This is a genomic window from Haloferax marinisediminis (assembly GCF_009674585.1).
Lineage (GTDB): Archaea > Halobacteriota > Halobacteria > Halobacteriales > Haloferacaceae > Haloferax > Haloferax marinisediminis.
On sequence record NZ_WKJP01000001.1, the window covers coordinates 1,343,284 to 1,364,898 of the forward strand.

The following is a 21,615-nucleotide window of genomic DNA, read 5'->3' on the forward strand; positions in this document are numbered from 1 at the left end:
GCCGAGGCTCGTCGCAGGTATCAGTGTCTAAAGAAATCGGGTTTTAGCGGATTTTACGCTTCCGGTCCAGACCACTTCTGGAGCGTCGCCGAGGTGGACCCGGATTCGTCGGACCAGACGATGCGGACGGTTGCGCCGGCGAGGCTGATGTCATTAGCGGGGTTCTGTTCTGAAGATCCGTCACCAGTTTCGTCGAACGTGGTGTCATCGATTGTGATTGTCTTGCCGGCACTCATGGGGTCAGGAATAACTGGCTGGCTGTCTGTAACAGTTACTGAACCACCAGCGCCGGTTTTCGCACTGCTGATTGAGACCGAAAGCTGACCACTCGGAATCTGGTCACCACTCTCGTGAGTGATTTTGAGGACGTCACCATCAATCGAGTTACTTTCATCTGCCGAGTTATTCGTGTAGTCGAAGGCGAAACTCGCCTGTGGAGCCGTGTTGCCAACTTGGTCACCGAGACCGAGGACGAACGTCCCGATAACGGCTGCGAGGATGACCGTAATTGCGACCATCAGGCGTGCAATTACCCATCAGTAGCCGACTCTCCACTACCTCTATCGGTTGAACCGAGATGTACCTACTCATGGCTCACTCAATCCGAAGTTTGTCCAGGTGAGGACGGCGACGAAGTTCCATCCGCTCGCGCTGGGACGCTTTGTCGTAATGCTGTTCAATAACGTCCTGAGACGCATTCACGCGTTCTGCCGTCACCTCAGGAGGGAACCCGCGGTCTCTGTGCCACGTAATTGACCCCGTCCGAACGTGGTGTGGTGCTCGAGAAGACGGACACTTGCTTCCCTGAGTGTATGACCCCGCAAATTCGCAGGAATTTTTCTCGTATTCGTGCGGACACGGACCAGCAACGCACGGTTGCGTCGCCTGATACATCCACCCCCGAAAGCCGTTCTTCGAGATACGAGTCCCGTGGTGTGTGACGAACAACGGTGAGCGACCGAAGTCGTCGTGACCATCCGGTCGGAACTTCTTGATGTAGGTGTTCAGCGATTCGACGACCTCCGGCAAGAGCGAGACCGTGCGCTCACCGTTCATCTGATTCTTCAATGGCGTCTCGGACTCCGGCCGGTGGACGAACTCGACATACTGCTCGTCGGGATAGTAGTCACGAAGATCGAGACCACGAAGAGCACCAAGACGTGCTCCAGTGTGCCACGCCAGCTCAAGAACAGCGTGGAACCGAGTTCCACGGACGCTACTGTGAGACCGATAGAACCGAAGCAATCGAAGCGCGTCCTCAGGAACCAACATCGTATCCCGCGACCGTTCCGACATCGGCACGCTCGGCACGTGGACCTTCTTCGAGAGACCGTCGTCAACAGCCTCGATGCGTTCGAGATACTCGACGAACCCGAGCAGTGTCTCCATCTCGCTGTGGAGCGTTGGTGAAGCGATGTCCTGACCGGCGCGGAACGCCTCGAACTGCTCGAACGTCCACCCGTTCAGGTCAGAGACGCGCTCGATATTCCGGTCCTCGCACCACTCGACCCAGAGCTTCAGGCGGTACTTGTAGGTCTTGATGGACGATGACGAGAGTTCCGTCCCACGGCGGTCAAGGTACCGGCGAACTGCCTCGCGGGGTTTGAGTTCTGAAGGTCGGTCCATGCTTATTCGACCTCCCGGCCGGCGCACTTCCGGCAGACGCTCAGACGAGTTTTAGCGTCGATACCGATTGCAGCGCGAACACGGCAGATCGCACATGGGTACCCATCGCCCTTATCAAACTGTGCCGCATTGGTGACTATGCGGGTGTTAACACCCGCTTTGGTGGCATCCGTCATGGTTATATGACGGAACCTTCCCGGGTGCGGTGCTGGTCTCACCGCACTCAGGGCCTACAAATATCATCTCGAGCCGACGGTATCTCACGTGGTTCCGTACTCGTTCATATTCGTTATTTTTGCATAAATGTTGTGGTCGGTGCATTGAATACATATGTCTGCACTAATACCACATACAGTAGCAATAGTAGTGACCTACGCAAATATTCACAGAGAATGAGGAAATCCGCATCGTGGATGACCATCTGGGACGACCGGATTCTTGAATATATTGACGAGAATGGCTCTGCCAGTCCCGGTGAGTTGGACAAATCTGGCTATTTTCAGGTCTCTCGGTCTCAGATTTCGCGTCGACTACGACGTCTGAAAGACAAAGGAATGTTGCAACATCTCGGAAATGGTGTCTACGTCATCACTCCAATCGGCGAGGAATACTTAGAGGGAGAACTCAACGCAGAGGAATTGGACGGAGAGAACGGTGGAGAGGGCACTGCATCTGCGTAGATTTCATGGTCAGGAAATCAGGTGACTGGATGACGATTTGGGACGATAGAATTCTGGAGTATCTTCTTGAGAACGACTGGGGGTCAAGGTCAAGGCGAGACAGACCGGCACCCTCGCACTCGTTGGGGTGCTCGTCACGACCGCCGCAATGAGTGGTGCCCTTCCGGGTGCCTCACCTGTCGGTGACGCTTCTGCCGAGTGGTCCGAAGACTGCGACCTAACAGACTCACTCTTAGGCGCGGCGTGGAACACGCTAGTCGGCACCGACACCGGCTGCCGTTGGCTCACTGGGCAAGAAATAGACTACGCCAACGTCTCCGCAACCGATGCCCACGCAACCGCTGTGGGTATCCACGAGGGTCAGAATTCGTACTTGACGACGACTAACAACTTCATGCAAGACACCCGTTCGGTGGCCTTCATGAAGGCGAAGCTCACCCTCATCAACGAACTACAAAACGGGTCCACCGAAGCGAACGCGACCGCCGCGGCGAACGCGACCGTCGAAGAGTACTATTCGAACATTCAGTACAACCTCGTTCAAGACTACAACCAACGTGCTGCGCAAATATTCTACCTCGGGAACCAGACGAGCGTGGAGATGCGCCACGTCTACGACAGTGGCTCGGCAACGGTCCCAAGCGACCTATACCGCCTCGATGAACAACAAGGCGACCCGACAGTTAGTAGCGTCTTGCTGGAAAATGGGACGGTGATTTACGCCACGTCCATCTATCTGAAAGACACGTCCGGCTACACTCTACAATTCGATACAGACCCCGCAGAAACGGACTTCTGGGTCGAAACGAAGCCGCCAACTGGTTCTTATCAGGCAGTGTTTGAGTCTGACCCATACGAACAGACCTACACGGACCTCGGGAATCAATCGACTCAGGTAAAGTCGAACATCGACGTATATGCAACGTCGTTCTATTCCCAGTACAACGGTAGTGAATTCAACTCGACCGAAGTAGCACAACTGGACCCGACGCTCATTGCGAGCCAAGCATCCACCGAGTACAATTCCACTGGATACTACTCATACGCGGCAATGCAACTTGCCGCGATGGGTGCATCTGGGGACCTGAACGTTTCCCACACCATCGAAATCACGAACGGAACGAACACGTCGACCTATGAGGGTACGCTGTTCTATACCGGCAGTGACGCATCCGCCGGGTGGGATACTAACACGACATACAACGTCACTGACTACAACGGAACGCTGTATTTTGCCTACCAGAATAACAACTCGTCCGGCATCATCGACGTTGGACAGGAGGGTACTGAATTCACTCTCACGAGTGCGACGAACACCGACACAGGCGAATCGGTGACCACCACAGTACCACAGGAATACGTCTACGAGGAAACGAACGCCTCGAATCTTCAAGAGGAGTTAGACCGACTCCAAACCGTCCGCGACGAGTACGAAGAAGCCAAATCAAGCAGTGGCAGCCTTGACCTCGGCGGTGGGGTCGGCACCGAAGATAAGGCGATTATCGCGGGTGCGATCGTCGTTCTGCTCCTTGCCGTCATCAAGGGCTAGCACAGCCAACTAACCAACCTCCCCTTTCGGACCACGACCATGCGCCGAATCATATTCACACTCATACTCATCATGACCGCAGTCGCAACGCCCGCACTCGCCGGCACCGTCGCCGCGCAATCGAACGAAAACACGACGGAGACGCCCGCGCCCTCGACGCCAGAAGTAGACCGAACGATCGAACTCTCCGAAACGACTAGTATCACGAACTGGCGGTTCGACAACGGGACGTTCTACGTCACGTTCGACGTCGACGTTCCGACCCGCGTTGCCATCACCGACGCCGGGAAACTCTCGCGAATTCTCTCGGAGGGAGAAGGCGAAGCGGCAGGGAAAGCCCGGATGCGTCGCTTGACCTTGACCCCTGGAATGACGACGGTGAAATTCAACGCCGAGGACTTCAACGGAGCCAGCGCAGTGACTATCTCTTCGAGCAACGCTGACGGAATCGTCGCGCTCCGAAGTGATGCGGTACGAGCTGGGAACCCCCCGTCAAGTGGGGAACCGCGAACGCGCTCGTCGGTGGTGCTGCAATCGTCACCGCCGCCGGGACGTTCCGGTACGTGAAGAAGAAGCGCGAAGACAAGGAGATGACCGCAGAGAGGTTGCTCTAATGAAGCGCGACGATGCCCTCAAACTCGGCGGAATCGGTGCCGTGGCCGTCTACGCTGGCGACGTGGCACTCCCGCAGTGGACGCCGCTCGCAGTCGGGATGTTCGTTATCGCAGGCATCGCGGCACTCGTCGCGAGTGGGAAGATCGACGACCTCATACCCGACCCGCCGACCGTCTCGCTCGCCGTCATCGACGGTGGTAACGACGAGAAGGTAGAGCACTGGGAACTCTCTGAGGACCAATTTGCTGAGATGGAAGTCGCGGCAGGAAGCCTCAACCCTCTCACTGAGAGCAAGGGCGAAGCCTACGAGTGTTACCACTACGACGACGAGCGAAACCTCGCAGTTGGTACGTGGCGCGGGATGCGGCCACATTCACACATCGTCGGCCACCACGACATCGACGAGGCGCTCAACATCATCAACGAGATGATGAACTACCTCGAGCCGGAGGCCCGACGCGGCCAGCACATCCGGAACAACCTCATCTCGATAGTGCGGATACTTGACCGTCAACGCGCGGCTGCACAGAACGCCGCCCTCGAGGGACACCTCGCACCGAACATGGGTGGCCAGACTATCGACGAAGTGATTGCCGAGACGCTGCCGGACGACCTCTTACCGGACCGACTCTCGTCGGACGACGCCAGCGACGATATCGAGGACGACCTCGCCGGAATGGACCTGGTGTTCGAAGGTGACGGCGATGCCCTCGAGCCCGTTGACCCGATGCTCAACGACGGAGGAAGCCCATGAGCAATAGCAAAAACGACCAGTATGCCGCCGCACAGGGACGAACCTATCTCCGAGGTGAGCTCGGAGACAAGAGGCCTGAGTACGTTCGCCGGTTCGCCGGACTCGTCGACGACGCTCACACGCTCGACCTCCTCAACCACTACTGCTCACTCTGGGCCGACCGCGCGGGTGACTTCCTCGATACTCGAATGGCCGAAATCATCATCTCGTCCTCCTCGACGCGCTCGATAAACACGGCCTACGAGTTCGGAAACGTCTCGCAGTTACAAGGGATGGTTGGTCTCGTCGATAGGACGAAAGACGGCGATGAGGGGCTCACCCGAATGGCCCGGATGCTCACCGACGAGGGAGCAATCGGTGCCGTACTCGGTCCACCGGGTTCGGGGAAGACCGCGATGACGCTCGATATCGGTCGGATCTGGAAAGCCGTCACTGGCGGGAAGGTGGTCACGAACATCAAGTGGAACGGCGGAACTCACATCTCGGGTGCTCGGGAGATGCTCGACGAGATGGCGAACTTCGATGGCCCTGTCCTCGCGATAATTGATGAAGGGAGTCAGTCGCTCACTTCGCGCGGTGCTGAGGCACAGTCTGCCGACCGATTCGCCAAGGCGCTCAAGTACGTCCGGAAGAAGGAAACCGGCGACAAGTACGCGAAACGTGGCTCGGTTCTCATCGTCGGCCATACCCGCGCAGACACCGCGAAGGACCTCCGACGACTTTACTCTGCAATCTTCGAGAAGCCATCTCGCGCAGACCCCGGCCGCGTGAAAATCCTCGAATCCACTGGCACGACGGATAAATTCGAGGAAGTAGCCGAGTACAAGGGTATCACCGACACTGCCGAACGATACGACGAACACGAAGCTTCCTCGTTCGCAGTCGACCTCGAGGACGAGACTGACGACGACCAGGAGGACGTCGAGACTGCCGACGATGCGAGGCGGAAGGAAGCTATCTCGACAGCAATCCGTGCTGCCCGTCCGTGGGATGACGACGGTATGAGTTACGCCGATATCGGCAAGGAGAACAGCCAAGACACCGAATACCTCGTTCCATACTCGACCTCGTGGGTTGGCGACAGAGTCCGAGAGTGGCAGAAGGGACAACATCGAGACCTCGTGGCGGCCCCAGAAGGAGAAAGCGCATGACGACAGCGACTCTGGACCATCACCACCACCACACACCCCCCGTGGTCGCATACTTACTTACACAGTGGCGCCGATTGGCGGCACCCCGGTGGTTGCCCGTCCCCCGTGGAACCGGAATTTTGCTCTCTGTCCTCGAGGTGATCGGCGCGAAGACGTCGTGGGTCAAAGGTCATGACGAATCGGAGTAAGAAAGCAGCCCACTACGGTGCACTCGCTGAGCGTGCTGCTCGGCAGAGATACGGTCTTGTCTCTGCGCACTCATCTTGGCAGGACGCTGAGACCGACGACGGCCGCCCCGTTGAAATCAAAGCTGCAATGGTGAATCGGAGAAGCGGGAAAATCGGTCGTTTCCGGGTTTTCGAGGACTACCATGCTCGACTCCGGCGAGAAGGTGGCTTGTACGTGTTCGTGCTCTACTCTGCTACTGGTGGTGCTGGAGGTGGTGGAATTCGGGTTCGAAATATGCGCTCTGTCGAAGCCTCGTCGCTGCGGCTGCGGTTCTACGGCTCAGGTGGACATCGTAACTCAGAGCAAGTGAAAATCCATCCACGGCGGATCTTTGTTTAACCATGGAATAGATTACTCATTAGTCGATAGATTGAATCTGAATTACCTAGCTCTTGATTTTTCTTGGAGACATTCCATAGGTCGATTGAGACTGAAGGTGAGATGAACCCGTAGTTACTGGCCGGGTATTACCATTCAGATTTTAAAAGAATCAGGAATATCAATAAGTATGGTTACGCTCCCAACTATCGTTGCTCAGTCTAGCTCTTCTGCAAGTCTACCGGATTCTACTATCATCGGAGTTGCCGCGTCCTTCGTATCTGCATTCTTAGTGTACTCTGCTAGGCAAGTTTGGGAGAGAAAAAAGCTGAAGCGGGCCCTTCTCACCGAAGTCGGCCAAATGACCGGAATTACTGATTGTGCTAATCAAATGGCGCGGTTAAGCAAACGTCCTCCAGGTCGTCAATTACAACCTGATGATATGCCTTCTCCCGACTCAATCCCGACAACGGTGTATGAAGCCAGTGCAGTAAATATCGGACTATTAGGCGGGGTTTTCCGTGGGTCTGAGTTAGAGAACGCGGTGGATTTCTACTCAAAAGTGACCAAATACAAGGGCGTAATCCAACGGATTAGTGAATCAGAGAATGTGTCTGAGGAGATCCCTGATACTGTACAAGAGGACCTGTATGACAATATTGGTGAGTTAGAAGAGACTCGCGCTGAAATTGTATCTCGAAGTAAGTTCGTTGAAGGATGAATATCCGAAAAACTATTCGGACTCTATACATATCATGTGGTATGAGAAGTATTGAGCGCCAGAGTGGGCAATCATCTCTAAGAGGTGTCTAATGCCTGAGCAGTCGTCGGACTTCTTAGATATAATTGATGAGTCCTTCGATGACCAGGCTGCGCTCATTAAATATATTGACTATCTTTATCAGAATGAGCAAGCCTCTGGCCAATTTAACATAATTGGCGCAGTTAACAATCTGGCTGGCGGAAAGGACGAGTTCCTAGGCTTTGTGCAGTCTAGCTTTAGCATCCTTAACTCGTCCGGCGATCTCCATCTACTACACAGTACAGTTGATGAAGAACCGGTCTACAGCTATGTCTACCTCGATGACCATGTTCCTCTGTTCATTACAAACGCAAACAAAACGGACCAAATTCCACCCACCATCTCAAAGTTTCTGATCGAAACGCCTCACCTGGGTCGTCTAATGCTTTCCAAGCGTGAGCTGGACGAGTTGCGGAAGGATATCGTGGCAAACCACGAAAATATATTAGTCCCATATTTCAGTGCGAGACGCTCTGCTGATTCGAAAATAAGCGCTCGACGTCGTCCTGAAACTGAACGATCGATTCAGTATCGTGCTATCGATGGACTGGACACCTACCGTGAGATGAGGTATAATTACGGGATTTTACCTCAGATAATGGTTTTTGAGAAGCCCAACGAATTCAAATTCAAAATAAAAACAGACGGTACGTTCGTACACGTCAATGGTAGCCTCCAAGAACTGTGGCTGCAGTTCAATAAAGAAGTTGAACGTGTCAAGGAGATGAAAAAGTACGCGAATACTGGGCACTACGGAAAAGCAGACAGTGCATTCTTCGGAGAAGATAAGTTCTCTGTGAGTACTCCTTGGGCCGTTGAGGTTGCTGATGGTATCAGTGCGGAAAACCTGGAGAACTTCGAATCGCATATGGATACCGACTTTTGGGAATTCAGCGTTTCAGAATATACTGCGTACCCCGAATTCAAATCCTTCCAAGCAGAGTTAATTGATGAAACTACTAACGAGAGAACCACTCTCAAGAGTAAAGGAAACCAAGTTCGGGTGTTCCCGAGAGAGTTGACTGACATTGACCAGTCTCTTCGGATATTCAACTTTTTGAGTGACCACTTCGACTCAGAATGTACCCCGAAGAAAGTCGCATGAAGGACCCAAAACCATACGACGACGGGTATTTTGCTGAACTGGGGAAAGGAGACAAACGCTCCTTTGAGCGGTTATTCACTAAAAAATACGACAGCATCGACGAAGAGAGAGCAAGGAAAAGCTATGTCACGACTTTTCAGTCAACAAGTAAGCAAGAGTACAACCTCTTCCGGGATATCGTGAATGCGTTTTCCCCTAAGGACGCTGCAATGGGGAGTGATAGTGGATTTGAGACAACGATCATAAACCCTCTTCGTGAATTTGGTGACTCTGGAGCAGAGTTACTTCTAGCGAAAAAACAACCTAGTGGTGTTCATCTCTGTTTTGTTTCTTGTAATGTAGGTGGCGAGGAATACCAACACTGGGTTGATGAAATTAACACGACCAAAGACCTGCTCGAGTCCGGGTCACGGCGTGATAAAATAAAAAGACACATTCAGTGTTCAGACCTTTCAATTCAGTCAGTTCAGTATCTCACGTTCACTCGAGCAATCGATCTTGTCGATGCAGACATGGAAGTGATGAAGATTGCTACAGATCCCGACGAGTATGCTGTTTGGAAATTAATCGAGGCCGAAATGCCTCCTGAAGCAGACGAGGAAGATAAGACGATAAAATACCACGATGGCCACGTTGAAAATCCAAATTTGAGGAGATTAGGAGAGGACGGAATCGACCCAACACTTGCTGAGAACGACGATATTCGATTCCACCTAACCAGTCACCCAGTGTTTCCTCTCGGCGAAGTGCTGCTCCAACTCTACTTAAACAATATGGGCTCGGTTGATGAACCAAAGGAATTTAGAAAACGAGAGTTTGAGCGGACATTCAAATCCAAAATCCATCTGGGGACCAACCGCCGGAACATAGACCGCGTTGTTGATTCGCGGATAGATGAACTGTTGGAGATCGCTCTGAACTATGGTATGATAAAGGATTCAGACGCAGACGTGGTTAAAGAGCGTGACTTTAGGATAATGTGGGAGTCAGAAGACCCAGGTGAGATCAAAGACATGGTGAAGGACAAATTCTTTGATGGGATGGTTCCCGAGGAGACAGGAAAATTGGCCTATCAAAGAGCCCGCGAAGAGTTCGTCCGGAAAGAATCGAGTCTGGACGAGTTCGACGACTAATCAAATTCCATTCCTGCGTCGAATAGGTTCGGTTGTTGCTGCTTCACACTGCGTAATCAGCGAGCGTGGAAGTTACTCAAGCATCAACTTCCGAATTCTTCATGCAACCCTTCGCCCCTCCCCTTTCGACTGCGTCAACTGGAGCTACACAGCCGGAGGGTTATTTTTTGAAAGTTGTGACGTTAGTCACACTCGCTAAGGGGATGGTCGCACGCAGTGCGACCGACCTGCCGCGGAACCGGCGCGATGCCGTCGCTCACAGGTGTCGAAGGGTCCACCCGAAACACGGGTCCGGGCGAAAACCAAGGTGTAGTATATAAAAGAAAGAGACGACGAGTAGTGTTGCCACTCACGAGGGCCGCTCTATCTGAGGTGCTGACTCGCGATTGCGGACTGTTTTGGACCGTACGCCTGGTCGAATTCGATGATGGCGTTGTAGAACCGACCGGCGTCGAGGCCGGCGTCACACCACGCGGAGTAGCCTGCGTCGATCACGTCGGGTAGGTACTCGCCTTTCGCAGTGCTGTTCTTCGATTCGGTTAGAATCGACCGAACGCGAATCTTCACGCGCTTCGAGCGATCGTCCATCCCCTGGACGACTTCAGCACCGTATCGATTGAGCCAGTTCTGCAGAGCACGGCCGGAGCGTTCCAGGTCACGTGGGTCGACAGAGAGGACATTCTCGATGAGTCGTGCGTTGGACTCGACGACGTCCTCGGTGACAGAGACGATTTCGCGGACCTGTTGGGACATCTTCGAGGAGACCCACGAGACAACACGATTGTCGCAGTCGAGGAGGCCGCTGAGTCGCTGAAGGACGCGGTAGACGGTCGCTTCGGACCACCCGGTCTCTTCGGCTGCCCCGTCGACAGTTCCCCCGTCGGCCATGGCGACGTATTCGAGGACGTCGCGGTCAGAGTCTTCCAGCTCCTGGAGCGTCCGGATGATAACCGACTCCTGCGACGCCTCAATTTCCGGCGTCGGGTCGTCCCAGAACGCAATCCGCCGGTCGGATTCTCCGGGAACGAAGTGGTCGTCTTCGACGAACCATGACCCCGGATTCGTTGGAATGCCGGCCCACTCGAGCACGTTCATCATTTTCTCTTCCAGGTCGTCGACGAGGTCGTGGCGGTCGGTCCACCGAACCGATTGGTCTTGGTTCAGATTCTTCTTGTAGAGCGCACCGAGCTTCGGGTGGTACAGTGGGTCGTCACCCGACTTCTTGCGCACGTGCTCGGGATGGTAGTGCTTGAGCTGCATCCCGCGTGGTCGATGACGGCTATTCTTCGAAATCTCCTCGATGGCCTTGCGGTCGAATCGGAGTTGGTGGTTGTAGCCAACAACCTTCTCGTTGTTCGAATCGTAGACGACGTGCGACCCCTCCAGGTCTGCGACGAGCATGAAGAGTTTCATGAAAACCCCGTCGCTGTGGACGAGTTTCTTCGCCATGTCCCGAAGGATGCGGATGTACCGCTCGTGCTGGGTGATGGTCGAATACTCGTGAGGTGTCTCTGTGAAGTACCGACGAGACCAGTCAAAGCCGACTCTCTCACAGACGGCACGTAATATCTCGCGAATGAGATGGGGAATCTCGTCAAGTTCGACGTTGACCGTGTTGTTCAGTTTGACGTTGGTCGAACGGCCAAGGTTCGCAGGAACGCTGTTTGGCCGGTTCTCGTCGTCCCATCCGAGTCGGGGTTGAATGATAATCGGGAGTTTTCGCTGTCCCTCACCGTAGGCGTTGATGTCGTACTCGAGGAGCGAGTTGACGGTATCACGTTTCGAGGGAGACAGCCCGGACTCGTGGAACCCGAGTGAAACCGTCCAAACCTCTGTTCCCGGCGCGTCGTAGCGTGGTATTTCTACCTCGATTCCTTTCGCACCGCCGTCGATGTGGTTGTACAGCTGGCGGACGGCCCAGTAGGGCGAGTCTTCGTACTCCGTGTACAGTAGGTTGCCACGAGTCTCGTGGGGTGCAGAGGCTACGTGGCTCATTGGCGGTCATCTCCGACGAGGTCACGGCCGCACCGCTCGCAACGATGCAGCTTTTCGCTGTCGTGGCCGCAGGTTGGACACTCGACGGTCACGCCGTGTCACCTCCGACCGCTCGACGAACGTCGGCGTCAGTCGCGTCGAGAGCAGGGTGACGAACGGCCGTCTGACTCTCGACGTGGTAGAGCTTCGAGGCGCGGACGAAGTCGACAGGCGTCACTTCGACCACCTCTCTGGCTGCCCACCGTGACGACCGGGTGACTCTTGCGGGTCCGGCGTTGGAACGTCACGGCCGGCTGCAGACCCTCGCTGAATCCGAACGGCGGTGTCGCACTCTCGGCATCGGTGTACGCGGTCCTCAGAATCGCCGTAGACGCGACAGAAGTTGTGGGTGACGTGCGACCCGCAATACTCACACTCACGAGGCTGGGCCTCGAGGGAGAGGAGCATCACGCCAACCACCGCTGTTGGCTGTTAAAACCGGCAAAATAAGCCGAATTCCCCTTAATGGGTATGGGACCGCCCGGATAACCCCAATAACCGGCGATACTGCGTCGTCGTCTGTGAGTAGGTCAGTGAATTTCATAATTTCTGACTGTGTGTTCTGTTGAACAGTCACGACATTTGAACCTAAAACTATCGGGGCGTCAGACGACGAAGAAAACGGGTGACGGAAGGGTCGTTACTGCTTAGGCGTCAGGGGCGGACCACTTCTGGAGCGTGGCGGACGATTCGCCGGATCCGTCGGCCCAAACGAGGCGGACAGTTGCTCCGCTCAAGTTGAGTGCTTCAGCATCGCTGTCAACCCCGCTGTTGTCGTTGTTAGCACCGGTTGCTGCAAAACTACCATCACCGTCAAGGTCGTATTGGAAGTCATTTCCGTCTAGAGTGACTGTGCTTCCTGCGCTCACGTCATTTGGCGACAGGTCATTCCACGACGTTGCCCCGGATACTCCATCAATTGCCAGCGTCGCGGAGGCTGATTCGTCAGCGTCATCTGCGGTAGCACCGGAAACTGCGAACGTCAACTGCTCTGGGTTGATTTCAGTCCCGGACTCGTGCGTAATCGAGAGGGAATCTGGGTTATCAGTTGCCGACTGATCGTTGTCGGTGAGGTCGAAGCTGAAACTCGCCTGCGGAACCGTGTTGCCGACTTGGTCACCGAGACCGAGGACGAACGTCCCGATAACGGCCGCGAGGATGACCGTGATGGCAACCATCAGGATTACCCCGATGACTGGAGACACAGCGTCGTTGTCAGCGAGGAGTTCCTTGAAGTTCATTTATCCGTTGTAGGTCCACTTCTGGAGCGTGGACGAGGTGCTGCCACTTTCGGACGACCAGATGATTCGAATCGTATCGCCGCTGCTGAGTGCTGCATCGGGTTCGAATACAGCGGATTCGCCCGCATTCACTTTACTGTTCGAGTCACTGTCTGAGAAGGCTGCAGTAGTTGGGACATTATCTCCTTCAACTGAGATAAGCGAAGTGCTGATACCTTCACCACTTTCGTGAGTGATAGTGACTTCCCCGTTAGTATTGGCATCCTGGTCGTAACTGAAACTAAAGCTCGCCTGCGGCGCGGTCTCGCTCACTTGGTCACCGAGACCGAGGACGAAGGTCCCGATGACGGCCGCCAAGATGACGGTGATTGCAACCATCAGGATGACCCCGATGACTGGACTGACTGCACGGTCTTCTGTGAAGAGGTTTTTGAGTTGCATTGGTTGTCCGACACCCGGACGGTGAGGTTGATGCCGGACTCACTGGTGCGCTCGATGTCGCACGTGGAGGGGATGTGCCCTCGCTCCCTGCCCGGAATTCCGTCGCGGTGTGTCTAATCGATTGGTTACTCTCGGGTTACTTAAATGTGGCTGCCAAATTAACGGGGTATTACGCCCTAAAAATTCACGTTTAATATACTGTTTATATGGAGTTTAAGTGGTGGAAATCAGTTCGATTTTTTGACAACTGGTTTTCTGTCTGACATGTGTGAATGAAATGACGTATTTCGAGGGAGAATCGCCGTCGGTAGAACGCGTCGAAGTTGTGTCGAGTCTGTCATTGTTGAGCCAGTACAGTGTCTTTCGCCTGCCCACGCGCGAGGGAGCAAGTGGAGAACGTCGATAGAAATCAGGAGACCGACGGCGGCTGGCGAACGTAGTCCGACTCGCTCTGTCGAGTCACACCCCGGTCGAGTGGCAGCGCGGGCGCTCAGAAGTCAGTGTCGTCGAGAACGGGTTTGTCCCCGACGAATCGGGGACGTCGTTCCTACCCAAGGTTGCGTGCGCACGCGCTTTATATTGAATCATTCACCACATAAATGCTTTGTGGGCTACATTCGGTTTTCAGGGCTTCTCGCTCACGATTGTTACCGTTTCGGGAGCTTTCAATCACACAAAGTATTTACCGCGAAAGGTCAACATGTCCAACTGTACCCCTGCCCATGGAGGCATCTGTGAGTACCTCGCCTCGGCCCGGGTTCATCCCCGGCTAGGTTACGTCCGAGGGTCGACGAAAACGATGTCCCCGACTGCAACACCCATCAAAACAACAATGACACGCAATAAGCAAATTCGTGCAGTACTTCTCGCTGCGCTGATGGTCTTCTCGGTTTTCGCCGGGACCGTCGCGCTTTCGGGTAGTGCTGCCGCCGATGCTTCTGACATTAGCCTCAACGGTACCACGGCAGGTACCGCGGTTACTGTCGAAAAATCGGCATCCGGAAGTACAACAGTCTCCGCATCGGTTACTGACGGAGCAACAGACGACGGCGCAAACGTCTACGTTTGGGTCGACATCAACAACAACGGTGTCCTCAACACGGGCGAACCTAACGCGTCCGCTACGAGTTCGGACGGTTCCACCGTTGACGTCGGCGACATCGACGTGAGCGACGTCTCGGATGGTACCTACGACGTCAACGCCATCGAGGCTGACTCGCTCGCTGCAGCCAACTCTGCTGACCCGTCCTCCGACACCGAGATCGACAATGGTCTCACCGTCCAGACGGCTGAAGGCCCGGAGATCTTCTCCGCGACGCACTTCACGTCGACTGACAACGGCGACGTCCTCGAACTCTCGTTCAGCGAGGAAGTCGACCTCTCTGGTGCGACCTTCACGGTCTACCAGGACGAGACTGACGTCACCAGCACTGTTGTCGACTCTGCAGGCGTCATCGAGAACAACGCAAACGGTCAGGTCCTCATCCAGACGACCGACATCTACACTGGCGACATCGAAGTCAAGATCGAAGGTGTCACTGACACGTCCGGTAACGCCCTCGACGAAGGTCTCGACAGCGACGGTAACATCACCGTCGACGTCGCGACCGTCACGGTCGACACCAGTAACGCTGACAGCACCACGAACGCCTACCAGGGCGAGAACGTCGTGCTGACGAACGGCGATGTCGACACCAACATCCAGATCGAATCTGACGAGAGTCAGGACGGAGATGAAGGCTTCTTCCGCGCCGGTTCCACCGGTTCGAGCTCCGAAGTCTTCGTGTTCAACACGACCACCCGCCAGACGGAGCGCTACAACGTCTCCATCGCTGGCACCGCAGCAGGTAAGGTTCAGGTCCGTGACCTCGGCCTCGACGTCACTGTCGACGACCTGAACGTCACTGACGAAGAAGTCATCGAAGGAACGGTCTCCGCCAACGCGGGCGGCCGTGACATCGAAGTTCGCGTCATCGACGAAGATGACGACGAAGTCGAAACCGACAACCTCCCAATCTCGGCCACCACGAACGGCCAGGGTGAGTACGACTTCGAAATCGACGTACAAGAAGAAGACCTCGATGGTGGCGACTACACGCTCGAAGTCGTCGACCAGGCCTCCGGCGTCACCGTCGTCTCTGACACGGTCACCGTCCGAGAAGCCGAAGAAGGTCAGACCAACTTCGCCGAGAACGTCGTCACCGACCAGCGTGGTGACGTCGTGGCGATCCCTGTGACCCTCGATAGTACGGACTTCGCGACCGTCACCATCGGTACGGCAGACCAGGGTTACACCGCTAACGTCACCGTCGAAGACGGTAACGACGACGGCGAAGTCATCGTCCTGTTCGACACCTCGAAGTCGACGCTCAGCGGCGACAGCTCGACGACCGTCAACCAGGTCTTCGACGTTGACGACAGCGACGACGACGTCGTGACTGTGACGGAAGACTCTGCGAGCTCCTCTGGAGTCACGCAGGCTACGTCCGACCTCATCGACGCCGGTGACTACGACCTCGAAGTTACGGCCGGTAAGGACTCCTCTGCTAACGCAGAGAACGTCGCAACCCTCGTCCTCGAAGAGGGTGGCGTCGAATCCGTCAACGTCTGGACGCTTCCGCAGTCCGAGAGCGTCGGTGACATCGACGACGTCACTGAGGCAATCGAGGACGGCAACCTGACGCAGACCGACAGTGTCGCGTTCGGTGACAAGGTCGTTCTCCAGATCACGGCGGGCGGCCTCGAAGGTACGCTCGACGCTCAGGGCGACGAGACCATCACGCAGAAGTTCTTCAACGGTTCCTACGAAGATCAGGTCTACGTGCTCACGGTCAACCAGACCGCACCTGGCCCGAACCGCGACCCCAAGATCCTCAACCTGTCCGGCGACAGCACCACCTCGGTGCTCGCTGACAGCGACAACGACACCTACTTCGTTGTCTTCGACTCTGAAGACGTCACTGCGGTCCGTGACGAGAACGACAACGGTATCGTCGACGATGAGGACACCACGTCCGCAGCACCGGAAGACGACGACGCGTGGGACGTCAACTTCACGATGAAGGAAGACACGCTCAACGACGCTGTTGCGCTCGTTGACGACGACTCCTCCGCACAGACGGCCTACGAGAACGTCGAAGGTGAACACGACACCGACGCTGACCCGATCAACGTCACGAACGCCGAAGATCAGGTCATCTCCGGTACGTCGACCACCGCACCTGGTACGGAAATCACCGTCCGCATCCGCTCGGCCGGTGACACCCAGCCACGCTTCCTGAAGACGGCGACGGTCTTCGTGTCCGAGAACGGCACGTGGGACGCTTCGTTCGACTTCAGCGAGCAGAACCTCGGTGACACCTTCACGGTCGACGTCGAAGGTGGCGCTGCTGACGATGTCGAAGACATCGACGGCAACGTCGTCGAATCCGTCGGCGAAGAGGAAACGACGACCGAGGAGACCACCGAAGAGACGACAACTGAGGAGACCACCGAAGAGACGACGACTGAGGCAACCACGACTGAAGAGGAGACTACCACGGAAGCCCAGACGACTGAGGAGACCGCCACGGAATCCCAGACGCCTGGCTTCGGTGTCATCGTCGCCCTCGTGGCCCTCGTCGCCGCTGCGCTCCTCGCAATCCGTCGCGACTAACGACCGCTAACTAACTACCGGGACGTTCCCGGCCCCCTTTCCATTCTTTCGACGCTGTCCGGTGAGCGACAGCGCTCTCGCCTGTCAGTGTACCTCGTGGACAGCGAGCGTCTTCGTGACGCACTGTCTCCCAAGAGCCACGAGTGAGTGCATCGTATGTCGGTCAGCTCTGCTGGCGACGACGACAGTCACAGGCAGACGACACCGTGGACGAACCCACGGGAACGACGTGGCGACATAGTGAACATACGCGTCTGTTTCTGCTGTCGAACTCCCAAACGTCAGCACCGGCGCGTCAGTAACACGCGCTGACTACGCCGCCACCCACCACGCTGACAGCCAGTGTTCTGCCTCGATGTGTTTGGAGTGACGAGACTGACGTGTGAGCAGAGACACCAACTCGCTGAGGTCGTGTACGAGTGTGGAGTACGACGACGTTCAGAAGGTAGCCAGTCCGTCGCGGAGTAACTCACGACGATGTACGTTCTGTGAGGGATGCTGATAGGACCCCGACGAGAGACGAGCAAGCACGAGAGCAATGACGCGACCCGCCGGTAGGGTGGAGTGCTGCTGCCCACTGGAGACACACTTGGACGTCGCTCACTGGCGGCGCTACCCAGTCGAGGATGCGTCGAGAAATGAAGTGAGAGCGGAGAGAGAAAAGAGACGGTCGTGTGCCCGGTCAGACGACCGGGGTGTTGGTCACGCCGTCGTTAGCACTCGGACCAGCCGCAGTTCTGGCAGGTCTTACAGCCCTCGGAGTAGTAGAGGTTCATCTCTCCACACTCGGGACATTCCGGGCTCTCGCCGGCAGCCAGCAGGTCTGCAGTGGCGTCTTCTTTCGGTGCAGACGTGTCGTCGCTACCGGCGTCGACGGCGATGCCGCCGTCGGTGTCGGTGCTGTCGGCCTCGGCGGCCTCGGCTTCGACTTCGGTCAGGTTCTTCTGACGTGGGTAGCCCTTGTCGATGTCGCCGTTGAGGTAACGGCGCATCGCGGTGCCGATTGCGTCCGGGATGGAGTTGATCTGTTCACCCTTGTCCCACGCAACCTTCGGGCTCCGGATGCCCTTCAGTTCGTTCGCAATCTCCTCGGGGTCGACGCCCGAGCGGAGCGACGTGGAGACAGTCTTGGCGAGCGCCTCGGTGAAGGATGCGGTGAAGCCACCGGAGTTGCCGATGTTGGCGAACAGCTCGAACGGTTCGCCGTTCTCGTCTTCGTTGATGTTGACGTAGAGCTTCCCGTAGCCGGTGTCGATGCGCTGGGTGACGCCGTAGAGCACGTCCGGACGCGGACGCTTCTTGCCGACCTCGCTGGGCGAGTCGGCGAAGGCGAGTTCGAGTTCGCCGCCGATGAGGTCGGCGACTTCCTCAGATTCGAGGAACGCCGAAACGTCGCCGAACACGTCGCGAATCTGCGAGACGATGGCCTCGGCGGCCTCTTCGTCGTCGGAGAACTCGGTGTTCTTCGCGCGCGTCGTGAGGACCTGCTTCGAGCGCGTGCCGTCGCGGTAGACGGTGACGCCCTTGCCGCCGTGGTCGTAGATGTAGCGGTAGACTTCGTCCATGTCCTCTTTCGAGGCACTGTTCGGGAAGTTACACGTCTTGGAGATGGCGGAGTCGACTCCTTTCTGGAGCGCACACTGAACGCTCGCGTGTTCGAGGCCGGTCAGGTCGGCCGTGACGACGAACAGTTCGGAGATGGCGTCCGGAACGGACGACAGCGAGGAGACGCCGTCGAACTCGTTGTTCGCCATCTGGTCTTGTGCTTCGCGCTTGACGGCCTCGACGTCGATGTCGTTGGCCTCCAGCACGCGGAGGAAGTAGTCGTCGAACTCGACGAGCATCTCGTCGCCCTGCACGTCGTCGGAGACGTTCTTGTAGTAGGCGACGTTGTAGATGGGCTCACAGCCACCGGTGGTGTTCGACACCATCGAGGTGGTGCCCGTCGGGGCGATGGTCGTCGTGTTGTGGTTGCGGATGGGGAAGCCGTCTTCCCAGTCGTCCGCAGACTGGCCGGTGTGGTGTTCGAACCACTCGCGGTACTCGGTCGGGTTGGCGTACTTGGACTCAGACCACGCCTCGAACGACCCGCGCTCTTCGGCGAGTTCGTGGGAGGCCCACTTGGACTGGTGGTTGATGTGGGTCATGAGCTGCTGCGCGATCTCGTTACCCTCGTCGGAGCCGTAGCGGACGCCGAGCTGGATGTAGAGTTGCGCGAGGCCCATGATGCCGAGGCCAATCTTCCGGAGTTCGCGGACCTTCTCTTCGATCTTCTCGACCGGGAAGTCCGACATCGTGACGACGTTCTCGAGGAAGCGCGTCCCGTTCTCGATGCGGTGGTCGAACTCGTCCCAGTCGACGGCGTCTTCGAGGAAGGCGTCGACGGCGGCCGACAGGTCGTCGTACTCGTCACCGTGCTGGTCGTACCAGACGCGCCAGTCGGGTGCGTCGAGGTCGACGAGCGTCGAGAGGTTGATGTGACCGAGGTTACACGCCTCGTACTCTTCGAGTGGCTGTTCGCCACACGGGTTCGTCGCGAGGATGCGGTGGTCGGGGTGCTTCTCGACGTCGAAGGAGTGTTCCTTGTTCGCGCGCTCGAGGTAGACGACACCAGGTTCGCCGTTCTCCCACGCGCCGTCGATAATCTGGTCCCAGAGCTTGTCGGCGGGGACCGAGAGCACCTCGCCGACCTCGACGTACTCGCCGAGACCGAACAGGTCGTAGATCTCCTTGGTCTCCGGCGTCGCGATGTGCGGCTCTTCCGTTCGGGGGTTCGTGAAGACGAACTCCTCGTCGTTGTAGAGCGCCTCCATGAAGTCGTCGGTGATACCGACGGAGATGTTGAAGTTCGAGAGGTGACCTTCGACGGCGTTACGGAGGTGCTTGGGGACACGGCCGTCCTCGTCGATGAGTTCACGCGCCTCTTCGAGCGCGTCGGCGAACTTCGTGTGCGTGAAGTCGTCAGGGTCGTTCAGGCGGAGCGTGTGCGCGAGCGAGACGTCCTTGTTCTTCGCGTGGAGGAACTGGATGACGTCGGGGTGAGAGACGCGCATGACACCCATCTGAGCGCCACGACGGGCACCACCCTGGGCGATGGTCTCACACATCTGGTCGAACGTCCGCATGAACGTGATGGGGCCGGAGGCGATGCCGCCGGTGGAGCCGACTGCGTCGCCGTAGGGGCGGAGTTTCCAGAAGGCGTAGCCCATGCCACCGCCGGACTGGAAGACCTCTGCGGCCTCCTTCGCGGTCTGGTGGATGTCGGTGATGTCGTCACCGGGCGAGTCGACGAAACACGCCGAGAGCTGCTGGAGTTCGTCGCCAGCGTTCATCAGCGTCGGCGAGTTCGGCATGAACGAGAGCTGTTCCATCATGTCCTGGAACGTCTCGCGCTTTTCGACGACGACGTCGCGAATCTCATCGGGGAGTTCGGGGACGAGCGTGTCGTAGGCGAACTTGTTGACGTTGTAGATAGAGAGGGTCGCCTCGGCGTCCGTGTCGTCGGCGGTGACGCCTTTCCCGAAGACTTCTTCGGCGAGTTCGTCACGTCGTGGGTGGTCGCGCTTGATGAGGTCCGGCGTGACCGTAATCTCGACGTCTCGCTGTTCGGCCTCGAAGACGGCCTCGGCGAGCGCGATGTTCTTCGCGACGCGTGGGAAGAGGTCCTCTTGCGTCTCGACGAGGTCGCCGTTGGCGTCCTTGCGAAGATACCGCGCGGGCAGGATGTTGTTGTAGGCGTTTCCGGTCATCCGCTCCGCGAGCGTCTCGCCTTCGGTCCGTTTGACCGGCAGGACGAGTTCGTCCGTGGAGAGTTCTGCGTCGCTCATCTTACTGTACCTCCCGCCCGAAGCGTGTTCGGGCATCGGCGTGTCGTGGACTGCGTGAAATTCCGCTCATTGTGACGATATTGGTGTGTGGGGCGTGGTCGGTTAAGGCTTCGGACTCCGGGGCGTTTCACCCCCGAAACTATCACATTTAGTGCAAGTATGTGGAGGTCGAGACGCCGGGCCCGAAACGCACAGGTTTCCTAGAGGTGAGCAGACCACATAACGGTAGCCAGAGCGGAGTGGAAGTAAAATAACGAGGCAGATAATCGCCATACTGCGGCAGGATATGCAGTAGAATGTGAGGGGGGCCAATCGGTGTCTGACACTGTCACATGGGGGATGTATCGAACTGCGGTGGAGAATATAAAAGAATCCACGACTGACGCAACGACAAGAACTATCAGTATTCATATGTACTGAAAATCGCCGCTTAAGAGGGCGCTGAATTCGACCGTT

Annotated in this window: 18 protein-coding genes; 10 read left to right on the plus strand and 8 right to left on the minus strand. The window is 56.7% G+C overall.

What is annotated here, in order from left to right; all coding sequences use genetic code 11:
- Nucleotides 1–53: 53 nt before the first annotated feature.
- Both GJR98_RS06935 and GJR98_RS06940 read right to left on the minus strand, forming a co-directional pair.
- The gene (locus GJR98_RS06935) at nucleotides 54–518 is read right to left on the minus strand and encodes a type IV pilin (protein ID WP_151136807.1); all 465 of its coding nucleotides are present in this window, start codon (nucleotides 516–518) and stop codon (nucleotides 54–56) included.
- 76 nt (nucleotides 519–594) lie between these two features.
- Nucleotides 595–1,626, minus strand: a complete 1,032-nt coding sequence (locus GJR98_RS06940) for a tyrosine-type recombinase/integrase (RefSeq protein ID WP_151135022.1) — start codon at nucleotides 1,624–1,626, stop codon at nucleotides 595–597.
- A gap of 392 nt (nucleotides 1,627–2,018) precedes the next feature.
- Between GJR98_RS06940 and GJR98_RS18050 the strand changes: the two genes are divergently transcribed.
- From GJR98_RS18050 to GJR98_RS06980, 9 genes are all read left to right on the plus strand, one after another.
- On the plus strand, nucleotides 2,019–2,306 hold the full coding sequence (locus GJR98_RS18050) for a PhiH1 repressor (protein WP_394349859.1): 288 nt from the start codon (nucleotides 2,019–2,021) through the stop codon (nucleotides 2,304–2,306).
- 148 nt (nucleotides 2,307–2,454) lie between these two features.
- Nucleotides 2,455–3,855, plus strand: a complete 1,401-nt coding sequence (locus tag GJR98_RS06945) for a hypothetical protein (protein ID WP_151135018.1) — start codon at nucleotides 2,455–2,457, stop codon at nucleotides 3,853–3,855.
- 39 nt (nucleotides 3,856–3,894) lie between these two features.
- Entirely contained in the window at nucleotides 3,895–4,422 is a 528-nt protein-coding gene (locus GJR98_RS06950; protein WP_225316378.1) for a hypothetical protein, read from the plus strand.
- Complete coding sequence (locus tag GJR98_RS17940; protein WP_323849381.1) at nucleotides 4,389–4,469, plus strand: hypothetical protein; 81 nt, start codon at nucleotides 4,389–4,391, stop codon at nucleotides 4,467–4,469. The genes GJR98_RS06950 and GJR98_RS17940 overlap by 34 nt, the downstream gene beginning before the upstream one ends.
- Nucleotides 4,469–5,224, plus strand: coding sequence for a hypothetical protein (locus GJR98_RS06955; protein WP_151135014.1), 756 nt, complete (start codon nucleotides 4,469–4,471; stop codon nucleotides 5,222–5,224). Before GJR98_RS17940 ends, GJR98_RS06955 begins: the two co-directional genes overlap by 1 nt.
- Entirely contained in the window at nucleotides 5,221–6,375 is a 1,155-nt protein-coding gene (locus GJR98_RS06960) for a hypothetical protein (protein WP_151135012.1), read from the plus strand. Before GJR98_RS06955 ends, GJR98_RS06960 begins: the two co-directional genes overlap by 4 nt.
- Nucleotides 6,376–7,111: 736 nt before the next feature.
- Nucleotides 7,112–7,642, plus strand: coding sequence for a hypothetical protein (locus GJR98_RS06970; RefSeq protein ID WP_151135008.1), 531 nt, complete (start codon nucleotides 7,112–7,114; stop codon nucleotides 7,640–7,642).
- A gap of 91 nt (nucleotides 7,643–7,733) precedes the next feature.
- Nucleotides 7,734–8,828 carry a hypothetical protein gene (locus GJR98_RS06975; protein WP_151135006.1) on the plus strand — a complete coding sequence of 365 codons (1,095 nt, stop codon included), beginning with the start codon at nucleotides 7,734–7,736 and terminating at the stop codon, nucleotides 8,826–8,828.
- Nucleotides 8,825–9,961: a hypothetical protein gene (locus tag GJR98_RS06980; protein ID WP_151135004.1), complete on the plus strand. Its 1,137-nt coding sequence runs from the start codon at nucleotides 8,825–8,827 to the stop codon at nucleotides 9,959–9,961. The genes GJR98_RS06975 and GJR98_RS06980 overlap by 4 nt, the downstream gene beginning before the upstream one ends.
- A 363-nt stretch (nucleotides 9,962–10,324) precedes the next feature.
- Here the strand turns inward: GJR98_RS06980 and GJR98_RS06985 are convergent, their stop codons facing one another.
- The 5 genes from GJR98_RS06985 to GJR98_RS06995 all read right to left on the minus strand — a co-directional run bounded on the left by GJR98_RS06985 (nucleotide 10,325) and on the right by GJR98_RS06995 (nucleotide 13,677).
- On the minus strand, nucleotides 10,325–11,956 hold the full coding sequence (locus GJR98_RS06985) for a helix-turn-helix transcriptional regulator (RefSeq protein ID WP_151135002.1): 1,632 nt from the start codon (nucleotides 11,954–11,956) through the stop codon (nucleotides 10,325–10,327).
- A gap of 88 nt (nucleotides 11,957–12,044) precedes the next feature.
- Entirely contained in the window at nucleotides 12,045–12,173 is a 129-nt protein-coding gene (locus tag GJR98_RS17815) for a hypothetical protein (protein ID WP_255518392.1), read from the minus strand.
- Nucleotides 12,170–12,403, minus strand: a complete 234-nt coding sequence (locus GJR98_RS17650) for a DUF7563 family protein (RefSeq protein WP_151135001.1) — start codon at nucleotides 12,401–12,403, stop codon at nucleotides 12,170–12,172. Before GJR98_RS17650 ends, GJR98_RS17815 begins: the two co-directional genes overlap by 4 nt.
- 239 nt (nucleotides 12,404–12,642) lie before the next feature.
- A complete protein-coding gene (locus GJR98_RS06990) occupies nucleotides 12,643–13,236 on the minus strand; it encodes a type IV pilin (RefSeq protein WP_151136809.1) in 594 nt (197 codons plus the stop codon).
- Nucleotides 13,237–13,677 (minus strand): type IV pilin, encoded by a 441-nt coding sequence (locus tag GJR98_RS06995; RefSeq protein ID WP_151136811.1) that lies wholly within the window; start codon nucleotides 13,675–13,677, stop codon nucleotides 13,237–13,239. It lies immediately after the preceding gene.
- Nucleotides 13,678–14,509: 832 nt separating this feature from the next.
- Here GJR98_RS06995 and GJR98_RS07000 point away from each other — a divergent pair.
- Nucleotides 14,510–17,332: a DUF7827 domain-containing protein gene (locus GJR98_RS07000; protein ID WP_151136813.1), complete on the plus strand. Its 2,823-nt coding sequence runs from the start codon at nucleotides 14,510–14,512 to the stop codon at nucleotides 17,330–17,332.
- A 713-nt stretch (nucleotides 17,333–18,045) separates the two neighbouring features.
- On the opposite strand, the gene GJR98_RS07005 is transcribed toward GJR98_RS07000, so the two are convergent.
- Nucleotides 18,046–21,159, minus strand: a complete 3,114-nt coding sequence (locus tag GJR98_RS07005; protein WP_151136815.1) for an adenosylcobalamin-dependent ribonucleoside-diphosphate reductase — start codon at nucleotides 21,157–21,159, stop codon at nucleotides 18,046–18,048.
- Nucleotides 21,160–21,615 lie beyond the last annotated feature (456 nt).

Bases quoted from the DNA above. Each gene is read 5' to 3' on its own strand.
- GJR98_RS06935 (WP_151136807.1), bottom strand. From the start codon at position 518: ATGGTCGCAATTACGGTCATCCTCGCAGCCGTTATCGGGACGTTCGTC.
- GJR98_RS06940 (WP_151135022.1), bottom strand. From the start codon at position 1,626: ATGGACCGACCTTCAGAACTCAAACCCCGCGAGGCAGTTCGCCGGTAC.
- GJR98_RS18050 (WP_394349859.1), top strand. From the start codon at position 2,019: ATGAGGAAATCCGCATCGTGGATGACCATCTGGGACGACCGGATTCTT.
- GJR98_RS06945 (WP_151135018.1), top strand. From the start codon at position 2,455: ATGAGTGGTGCCCTTCCGGGTGCCTCACCTGTCGGTGACGCTTCTGCC.
- GJR98_RS06950 (WP_225316378.1), top strand. From the start codon at position 3,895: ATGCGCCGAATCATATTCACACTCATACTCATCATGACCGCAGTCGCA.
- GJR98_RS06955 (WP_151135014.1), top strand. From the start codon at position 4,469: ATGAAGCGCGACGATGCCCTCAAACTCGGCGGAATCGGTGCCGTGGCC.
- GJR98_RS06960 (WP_151135012.1), top strand. From the start codon at position 5,221: ATGAGCAATAGCAAAAACGACCAGTATGCCGCCGCACAGGGACGAACC.
- GJR98_RS06970 (WP_151135008.1), top strand. From the start codon at position 7,112: ATGGTTACGCTCCCAACTATCGTTGCTCAGTCTAGCTCTTCTGCAAGT.
- GJR98_RS06975 (WP_151135006.1), top strand. From the start codon at position 7,734: ATGCCTGAGCAGTCGTCGGACTTCTTAGATATAATTGATGAGTCCTTC.
- GJR98_RS06980 (WP_151135004.1), top strand. From the start codon at position 8,825: ATGAAGGACCCAAAACCATACGACGACGGGTATTTTGCTGAACTGGGG.
- GJR98_RS06985 (WP_151135002.1), bottom strand. From the start codon at position 11,956: ATGAGCCACGTAGCCTCTGCACCCCACGAGACTCGTGGCAACCTACTG.
- GJR98_RS17650 (WP_151135001.1), bottom strand. From the start codon at position 12,403: ATGCTCCTCTCCCTCGAGGCCCAGCCTCGTGAGTGTGAGTATTGCGGG.
- GJR98_RS06990 (WP_151136809.1), bottom strand. From the start codon at position 13,236: ATGAACTTCAAGGAACTCCTCGCTGACAACGACGCTGTGTCTCCAGTC.
- GJR98_RS06995 (WP_151136811.1), bottom strand. From the start codon at position 13,677: ATGCAACTCAAAAACCTCTTCACAGAAGACCGTGCAGTCAGTCCAGTC.
- GJR98_RS07000 (WP_151136813.1), top strand. From the start codon at position 14,510: ATGACACGCAATAAGCAAATTCGTGCAGTACTTCTCGCTGCGCTGATG.
- GJR98_RS07005 (WP_151136815.1), bottom strand. From the start codon at position 21,159: ATGAGCGACGCAGAACTCTCCACGGACGAACTCGTCCTGCCGGTCAAA.